This window comes from Kitasatospora sp. NPDC088264 (genome assembly GCF_040685715.1).
Classification (GTDB): domain Bacteria; phylum Actinomycetota; class Actinomycetes; order Streptomycetales; family Streptomycetaceae; genus Kitasatospora.
The window spans coordinates 53,045-61,339 of sequence record NZ_JBFBIR010000053.1 but is presented as its reverse complement, the minus strand read 5'-3'; the positions used below and the strand labels follow the sequence as shown (position 1 = coordinate 61,339).

Annotated in this window: 5 protein-coding genes; 2 read left to right on the top strand and 3 right to left on the bottom strand. The window is 71.8% G+C overall.

Annotated elements, in window-relative coordinates:
* Positions 1-89: 89 nt before the first annotated feature.
* The 3 genes from AB0O82_RS30150 to AB0O82_RS30140 all read right to left on the bottom strand — a co-directional run bounded on the left by AB0O82_RS30150 (position 90) and on the right by AB0O82_RS30140 (position 3,916).
* Positions 90-1,109 (bottom strand): acetamidase/formamidase family protein, encoded by a 1,020-nt coding sequence (locus AB0O82_RS30150; RefSeq protein ID WP_363587078.1) that lies wholly within the window; start codon positions 1,107-1,109, stop codon positions 90-92.
* Complete coding sequence (locus tag AB0O82_RS30145; RefSeq protein WP_363587077.1) at positions 1,106-2,641, bottom strand: APC family permease; 1,536 nt, start codon at positions 2,639-2,641, stop codon at positions 1,106-1,108. The genes AB0O82_RS30150 and AB0O82_RS30145 overlap by 4 nt, the downstream gene beginning before the upstream one ends.
* 204 nt (positions 2,642-2,845) lie before the next feature.
* Positions 2,846-3,916 carry an NlpC/P60 family protein gene (locus AB0O82_RS30140; protein ID WP_363587076.1) on the bottom strand — a complete coding sequence of 357 codons (1,071 nt, stop codon included), beginning with the start codon at positions 3,914-3,916 and terminating at the stop codon, positions 2,846-2,848.
* A gap of 302 nt (positions 3,917-4,218) precedes the next feature.
* Here AB0O82_RS30140 and AB0O82_RS30135 point away from each other — a divergent pair, with 302 nt between their 5' ends.
* Complete coding sequence (locus AB0O82_RS30135) at positions 4,219-6,087, top strand: methylmalonyl-CoA mutase family protein (protein ID WP_363587075.1); 1,869 nt, start codon at positions 4,219-4,221, stop codon at positions 6,085-6,087.
* On the top strand, positions 6,084-8,288 hold the full coding sequence (gene scpA / locus AB0O82_RS30130; RefSeq protein WP_363587074.1) for a methylmalonyl-CoA mutase: 2,205 nt from the start codon (positions 6,084-6,086) through the stop codon (positions 8,286-8,288). The genes AB0O82_RS30135 and scpA overlap by 4 nt, the downstream gene beginning before the upstream one ends.
* Positions 8,289-8,295 lie beyond the last annotated feature (7 nt).

Sequence of the window (8,295 nt, the reverse complement as noted above, 5' to 3'; positions counted from 1 at the left end):
TCAGACAGCGAGATCACCACGGCAGAAGGCCCAGGATGCGACACCATAAAAGGGTATCAACTTACCCTCATGATTTGTGGCGCATCACACTAGCGGTGCCGCAGGTACGCCTCGGCGGTTTCGCGCAGGCGGTCGTGCAGGCCGTCGTAGGCGCGGACCCGCCCGAGCAGGCTCTTCGGCAGCTTGGCGACCATCGTGTAGTTGGTGTCGCAGACGTTGGCGGCCGGCGCCAGCCCGGCCTGGCTGACCAGTTGGTAGGCGTCGAGCTGGTCCAGGCCGAGCAGGTGCCCGGTCCAGCCGACCAGGTCGTGCTGGCTGATCCGGAACGCGTCCTCCAGGGGGCGGGCGGAGCCGGTGCTGATCAGGAAGCGGTCGTCCTCCAGCCGCGGCCAGGCCGGTCCGCCGCCCTTGACCAGGTCGACGATCACGGTGGTGCGCATGGCCGCCTCCACCGCCGTCCCGCACACCTCCCCCTCCCCCTGGCGGGCGTGGCCGTCGCCGATGGCGAGCAACCCGCCCGGGACGTTGACCCCGAAGTAGGCGGTGGTGCCGGCCCGCATCTCGGGGGTGTCCAGGTTGCCGCCGTGCGCGCCCGGCGTGATCGAGGCCAGCACCTCGCCGGCCGCCGGGGCGACCCCGACGGTGCCGTGCATCGGGTCGAGCGGGAGGTCCACCGTGAAGTCGCTGTTCCGGGCCCGGAATCGGCAGACGCCCGCCTTGAGGTCCAGGTCGTAGACCCAGACCCGCTCCTCCAGCGGAGGGTGCAGCATCGCCGTGCTGTGGGTCGCGGTCAGCGCGCCGAAGTGCGGGAAGGTGCTGGAGACGCCGTACTCCCGGGCCGGGGTGATCTCCACGAAGTGCACCGCGAGGACGTCGCCGGGCTCCGCGCCCGCCACCGCGATCGGCCCGGTGACCGGGTTGAGGTAGGGGAAGACGCAGACCTGGCTGGGCAGGTCGCCGGTGCCGCGCACCTTGCCGCCGAAGCAGTCCTCGGTGGTCAGTTCGACGATGGTGCCGGGCCGCACGGTGACGAGCGGTGCGCGTCCGCCGAAGGTGTAGGCGTAGTCGGCCGGGGCGGGGGCCAGCTGGACGGTCTCGGGCAGGCTCACGGGTTCTCCTCGCGGGTGGTGGGCGCATCGACGGTGGATTCGGGCCCGGTGACGGGATCAGGCTCGGTGCCGGATCCAGCCTCGGTGCAGGATCCGGGCTCGGTGCAGGATCCGGGCTCGACGGCCGATCCGGCCTCGACGGCGGATTCGGCCTCGATGACGGCCAGTCGGGGCTTGCGGCCGGTGGCCACCAGCCCGGCCAGCACGACCGCGCCGACAGCCAGCCAGACGAAGCCGAGCCGCTGGGCCGCTATGTTGGCGTTCACGACCACGTAGGCGAGGATCGCGAAGCCGAGGACCGGCGCGATCAGGTGGCGCCAGTAGTCCTTGCTGCGTCGGCGGATCAGGTAGTGGACGACGACGGCGACGTGCAGGACCAGGAAGGTGGTCAGCGCGCCGAAGTTGACCAGGGTGCTCAGCAGGGTGATGCCGTCGTCACGCGAGGCCATGTAGAGGCCGAGCAGCAGCGAGATCGCGGCGGTCAGCAGGGTGGCGTTGACCGGCACCCGGCGCTCGGGGTGGATCCGGGCCAGGAAGGCGGGCAGCTGGCGGTCCCGGGCCATCGCGTACAGCAGCCGCGAGGTGGCGGCCTGGGCGACCAGGGAGTTGGCGAAGCCCCAGGCGACGGCGGTGGAGGCGGCGGTCAGCGTGGCGAGCCAGCTGCCGGCGGCGGTGCGGGCCGCGTCGTAGAAGGCGGTGCCGTTCGGATCGCCGTCCCGGATCAGGGCGTCCGGGTCCGGCACCAGCAGCGAGGCCACCCACGTCTGCACGATGAACAGCGTGCCCGCGAGCAGCAGCGCGGCGACCATCGACCGGCCGACGGCCTTGGTGGAGTCCCGGTTCTCCTCCGAGAGGGTGGAGATCCCGTCGAAGCCGAGGAAGCTGAGCACCGCGATCGAGACCGCGCCGAAGACCAGGCTCCACGAGAAGGTGTGCGCGTTGTAGAGCGGGGTGAAGTCGAAGCCCCGGCCCTTGCCGGAGGCGAGCGCGATCACGCCGACCACCACGAACAGCGCCAGCACGACGAGTTCGCCGATCAGCATCGCCTTGTTGACCCTGGAGGTGGTCTCGATGCCCAGGTAGTTGACCACGGTGTTGAGCAGCACGAACCCGACCAGCCAGAGCCACACCGGGACGGACGGGACCAGCGAGTTCATGGCGACACCGGCGACCAGGTACAGCAGCCCCGGCACCAGCACGTAGTCGAGCAGGATCATCCAGCCGGACAGGAAGCCGACCGGCGCCGCGATGCCCCGCCCGGCGTAGGTGTACACCGAGCCGGCCATCGGGAAGGCCCGCGACATCTGGGCGTAGGACAGGGCGGTGAACATCATCGCGACCATGCCCAGGACGTAGGCCAGCGCGACCATGCCGCCGGAGCCCTGGAAGACGCCGCCGAAGATGCCGAACGGTGCGATCGGCACCATGAAGACCAGCCCGTAGACGAGCAGGTCGGTGAAGGTCAGGGACCGGCGGAGTTCCTGTTGGTAGCCGTAGCTCTCGATGCTCCGGGGCGCGGGCGTGTCAGCCATGGTGCTCCCTCTCCGTGACGACCCTGGGGGTGTGGGGAGACTGTAGGGGCAAGTACTTCCAGATGGTCCTGTTTCCACGTTCCGCCACACGAGGAGGACCGACCGGGCGGCCCCGGAGAACGCGAAGGCCCGCCCCCGCCGAGGCGGGAGCGGGCTGCCGAACTGCCGAACTGCCGAACTGCCGAACTGCCGAACTGCCGAAGCCTACGGCCGGACGGCGCCCACGTACGGCATGGCGCTGATCGGGAGGACCTCGACGTTCTTGCCGGTGCGCGGGGCGTGGATCATCTTGCCGTCGCCGATGTAGATGCCCACGTGGTGGATGTCGGGGTAGAAGAAGACCAGGTCGCCGGGCTGGAGGTCGGCGCGCTGGACGCGGGCACCGCTGTTCCACTGGTCCTGGGACATCCGGGGCAGCTTGACGTTGGCCGAGCGGTAGGCGCCGCCGGTGAGGCCGGAGCAGTCGAAGCTGCTGGGGCCGGTCGCGCCCCAGCCGTAGGGCTTGCCGAGCTGGGCGTAGGCGAACTGGAGGATGGCGGCGGCTCGACCGCTGGCGGGCGGCGCCGGGGTGTTCATGTTCTGGCGCTCCGAGGAGCGGGAGGCCCGGTCGGCGGCGGCCGCCGCCTGAGCTTCGGCCTTGGCCTTCTCGGCGTTCTGCTGGGCGTTGATCTTGGCGCGGTCCTCGGCGCTCAGCTTGTTGAGCATGCCCTGCGCCTGGGCGAGCTTGGCCTGGATCTGCTTCTTCTTCTCCCCCAGCTCGGTGCCGACGGAGTCGAGCTGGGCCAGGGTGGCGGTGGCCTCGGCGCGGTCCTGGTCGAGCTTGCGCTGCTCGTTCTGGGCCTGCTTGAGCAGGGATATCTGGGAGTCGGCGAGGTGGTTCTGCACCGAGGCGCGCTCCAGGTAGGCGGCCGGGTCGGAGTCGAGCATCAGCTGGAAGGACGGGTCGATGCCGTTGGTGCGGTACTGGTCGGCGGCCACCGCGCCGAGCTGGGAGCGCAGCTCGTTCATCGCCTCCTGCCCGCGGGCGACCTTCTCCTGGATCTTGCTGGCGTCGCCCTGGAGCTTCTGCTGCTTCTCCTGGAAGCCGTTGAACTGCTCGACGGCCTGCTCCGCCTCCTCGTTGAGCTTGTCCACCTGTTCCTTGACGGAGGCCAGGTTGGGAGCGGGCTCGGCGTGGGCGGTGCCGGAGGCGAAGACGGCGCCGCCGGCCATGGCCGTGGTGAGGACCGCCATGCGGGCCCGGCTCGGGGGGCTGGGCTTGCGACGCTTTCCCATGGCGGGGGGCTCTCCTTCGGGGGACGGCAGGGGACGGCGAAGGCGGGCGAGGACCTACGGGGGTTCGGTCCCCACCCACCTTCTTCGAAGTAACTTAATAGATGAGTGGAGGGGTTCCGCAATCCCCCTGTTCCGGGCCGTCCCTGGCGATCGATCGTGGCCCCCGGCACCGACGTTGACCTCGGGTGCCGCCGTCCGCGGCACTCCTCGCCGCCCGGAGTGCTGAGAACGTGCCAAATCGAGGGAAAGGTCACACGGACCGCCCCTCCTGCGGGCCTGCGAACGAGCGCTAACCTGCGGTCATGAACGTCCTGCCCGAAGGGCTCCCCCTCGCCGCCGAATTCCCGGCCGCACACCGCGAGCAGTGGCAGCAGCTCGTCGAGGGCGTGCTGCGCAAGTCCGGCGCGCACCCCGCGGACGGCGCCGCCGCCGAGCGGGCGCTCACCACCGAACTCCCGGACGGGCTGCGCGCCCGCCCGCTGTACACCGCCGAGGACGCCCCGGCCGAAGCCGGCTACCCCGGCTTCCCCCCGTTCGTCCGCGGCGGCCGGCCGCAGGGCGCCGCCGTCGCCGGCTGGGACGTCCGCCAGCGGCACACCGACCCGGACCGGCGGCGCACCAACGAGGCGGTCCTGGCCGATCTGGAGAACGGCGTCGGCTCGCTCTGGCTGGAGCTCGGCGGCGCGGGCCTGCCCGTCACGGCCCTGCCCGAGACGCTGGCCGGCGTGTACCTCGACCTGGCCGCCGTGGCACTCGACGCCGGGCCCGAATTCACCGCCGCCGCCGAGCAGTTGTTCGCCCTGTACGAGGAGCGCGAGGTCTCCCCCGGTGCCGCCGCCGGCAACCTCGGCGCCGACCCGCTGGGCCTCCAGGCCCGCACCGGCGAGACCGGACGCACCACCGCGCTGCTCGCCGAGGCCACCGCGCTGGCCGCCCGCTGCTCCGCCGAGTACCCCGGCGTCCGGGCGCTGACCGTGGACGCCCTGCCCTACCACGAGGCCGGCGCCTCGCCCGCCCAGGAGCTGGGCTGCTCGCTCGCCACCGGCGTCGCCTACCTGCGGGCGCTCACCGCCGCCGGGCTGTCGGTGGACGCCGCGCTCGGCCAGCTGGAATTCCGCTACGCGGCCGACGCCGACCAGTTCCTCACCATCGCCAAGTTCCGTGCCGCGCGCCGCCTCTGGTCCCGCGTCGCCGAGGTGTCGGGGGCTTCCGCGGCGGCCTCGGCGCAGCGCCAGCACGCCGTCACCTCCCGGGTGATGATGACCGCCCGCGACCCGTGGGTGAACATGCTGCGCACCACCGTCGCCTGCCTCGCCGCCGGCGTGGGCGGCGCCGACGCCGTCACCGTGCTGCCCTTCGACAGCGCCCTCGGCCTGCCGGACTCCTTCGCCCGCCGGATCGCCCGCAACACCCAGTCGATCCTGCTGGAGGAGTCCCACCTCGCCCGGGTGATCGACCCGGCCGGCGGCTCCTGGTACGTCGAGCAGCTGAGCGAGGAGCTGGCGGCGGCCGCCTGGGCCTGGTTCCAGGAGATCGAGCGGGCCGGCGGCCAGCAGGCGGCGCTCACCGACGGGACGGTCCGCGAGCGGATCGCCGCGACCTGGGCGGAGCGTTCCGTCAAGCTCGCCAAGCGGCGTGAACCCGTCACCGGCGTCAGCGAGTTCCCGCACCTGGACGAACAGCCGCTGGTCCGCGAGCCGGCCCCGGCCGCACCGGGCGGCGGGCTGCCGCAGGTGCGCCGCGCCAAGGCGTACGAGGCGCTGCGCGACCGCTCGGACGCGCAGCTCGCGGCCACCGGCGAGCGGCCGAAGCTGTTCCTGGCCTCGATCGGCACCGCCTCCGCGCACACCGCGCGCACCACCTTCGCCGCCAACCTGTTCCAGGCCGGCGGCATCGCGACGACCTCGCTGGAGTCCGTCGACCCGGCCGCCTTCGCCGAGGCCTTCACCGCCTCCGGCGCCACCGCCGCCTGTCTGTGCTCCGGCGACGCGCAGTACGGCGAGCACGCCGAGGCCGTCGCCGGCGCGCTGAGGGCGGCCGGAGCCCAACGGGTGCTGCTGGCCGGTCGGCTCGGCGAAACCCCGGCAGGAGTAGACGAGTTCATCCACGCGGGCGGGGACGCCATCGCCGTCCTCACCTCCCTGCTCGACCAGATCGGAGTGGCACGATGATCCCCGACTTCACCGGAATCGGACTGAACGGGGATCCCTCCGGGGACGTCACCGACGGCCAGTGGCGGGCCGCCTGGCGGCAGTCCACCGGCAAGGACGTCGACGAGCTGGTCTGGGACACCCCCGAGGGCATCGGCGTCAAGCCGCTGTACACCACGGCGGACCTGGCCGGCCTGGACTTCCTGGAGACCTACCCGGGCATCGCCCCGTACCTGCGCGGGCCGTACCCGACCATGTACGTCAACCAGCCGTGGACCGTCCGCCAGTACGCGGGCTTCTCAACCGCCGAGGAGTCCAACGCCTTCTACCGCCGCAACCTGGCGGCCGGCCAGAAGGGCCTCTCGGTCGCCTTCGACCTGCCGACCCACCGCGGCTACGACAGCGACCACCCGCGCGTCACCGGCGACGTCGGCATGGCGGGCGTGGCGATCGACTCGATCTACGACATGCGCCAACTCTTCGACGGCATCCCGCTGGACAAGATGTCGGTGTCGATGACCATGAACGGCGCCGTCCTGCCCGTCCTGGCCCTGTACATCGTGGCCGCCGAGGAGCAGGGGGTGGCACCCGAGAAGCTGGCGGGGACCATCCAGAACGACATCCTCAAGGAGTTCATGGTCCGCAACACCTACATCTACCCGCCGCAGCCGTCGATGCGGATCATCTCGGACATCTTCGCGTACACCTCGCAGAAGATGCCCCGGTACAACTCCATCTCCATCTCCGGCTACCACATCCAGGAGGCCGGGGCCACCGCCGACCTGGAGCTGGCCTACACCCTGGCCGACGGGGTGGAGTACCTGCGCGCGGGCCTGGACGTGGGCCTGGACGTCGACGCGTTCGCGCCGCGGCTGTCGTTCTTCTGGGCGATCGGCATGAACTTCTTCATGGAGGTCGCCAAGCTGCGCGCGGCCCGGCTGCTGTGGGCGAAGCTGGTCAAGCAGTTCGACCCGAAGAACGCCAAGTCGCTGTCGCTGCGCACCCATTCGCAGACCTCCGGCTGGTCGCTCACCGCCCAGGACGTGTTCAACAACGTGACCCGCACCTGCGTGGAGGCGATGGCCGCCACCCAGGGCCACACCCAGTCGCTGCACACCAACGCGCTCGACGAGGCGCTGGCCCTGCCCACCGACTTCTCCGCCCGGATCGCCCGCAACACCCAGCTGCTGCTCCAGCAGGAGTCCGGCACCTGCCGGGTCATCGACCCGTGGGGCGGCTCCGCCTACGTCGAGAAGCTCACCCACGACCTGGCGCGCCGTGCCTGGCAGCACATCCAGGAGGTCGAGGCGGCCGGCGGCATGGCCAAGGCCATCGACGCGGGCATCCCGAAGATGCGCGTCGAGGAGGCCGCCGCCCGCACCCAGGCCCGGATCGACTCCGGCCGCCAGCCGGTCATCGGCGTCAACAAGTACCGGGTGGACAGCGACGAGCAGATCGACGTGCTCAAGGTCGACAACTCCTCGGTGCGCGCCCGCCAGATCGAGAAGCTGCGCCGGCTGCGCGAGGAGCGCGACGAGGCGGTCTGCCAGGACGCGCTGAACGCGCTCACCCGGGCCGCCGAGGCCGGCCCGCAGCGCGGCGGCTCGCTCGACGGCAACCTGCTGCACCTGGCCGTCGACGCGGCCCGGGCGAAGGCCACCGTCGGCGAGATCTCGGACGCCCTGGAGAAGGTGTACGGCCGGCACAGCGGCCAGATCCGTACCATCTCCGGTGTGTACCGAGACGAAGCGGGCCCCTCGGCCTCCCTCCAGCGCACCCGCGACCTGGTCGAGCGGTTCGAGCGGGCCGACGGCCGGCGCCCGCGGATCCTGGTCGCCAAGATGGGCCAGGACGGCCACGACCGCGGCCAGAAGGTGATCGCCACCGCCTTCGCCGACCTCGGCTTCACCGTGGACGTCGGCCCGCTCTTCCAGACCCCCGACGAGGTCGCCCGCCAGGCCGTCGAGGCGGACGTGCACATCGTCGGCGTCTCCTCGCTCGCCGCCGGGCACCTCACCCTGGTCCCCGCGCTGCGCACCGCGCTCGCCGAGGCCGGCCGGGAGGACATCACCATCGTGGTCGGCGGGGTGATCCCCCCGCAGGACTTCGACGCGCTGTACGAGGCGGGAGCGGCGGCGGTCTTCCCGCCGGGCACCGTCATCCCGGACGCCGCCTACGACCTGCTCACCTCGCTGGCGGCCGACCTCGGCCACGAGCTGTGAGATTTTG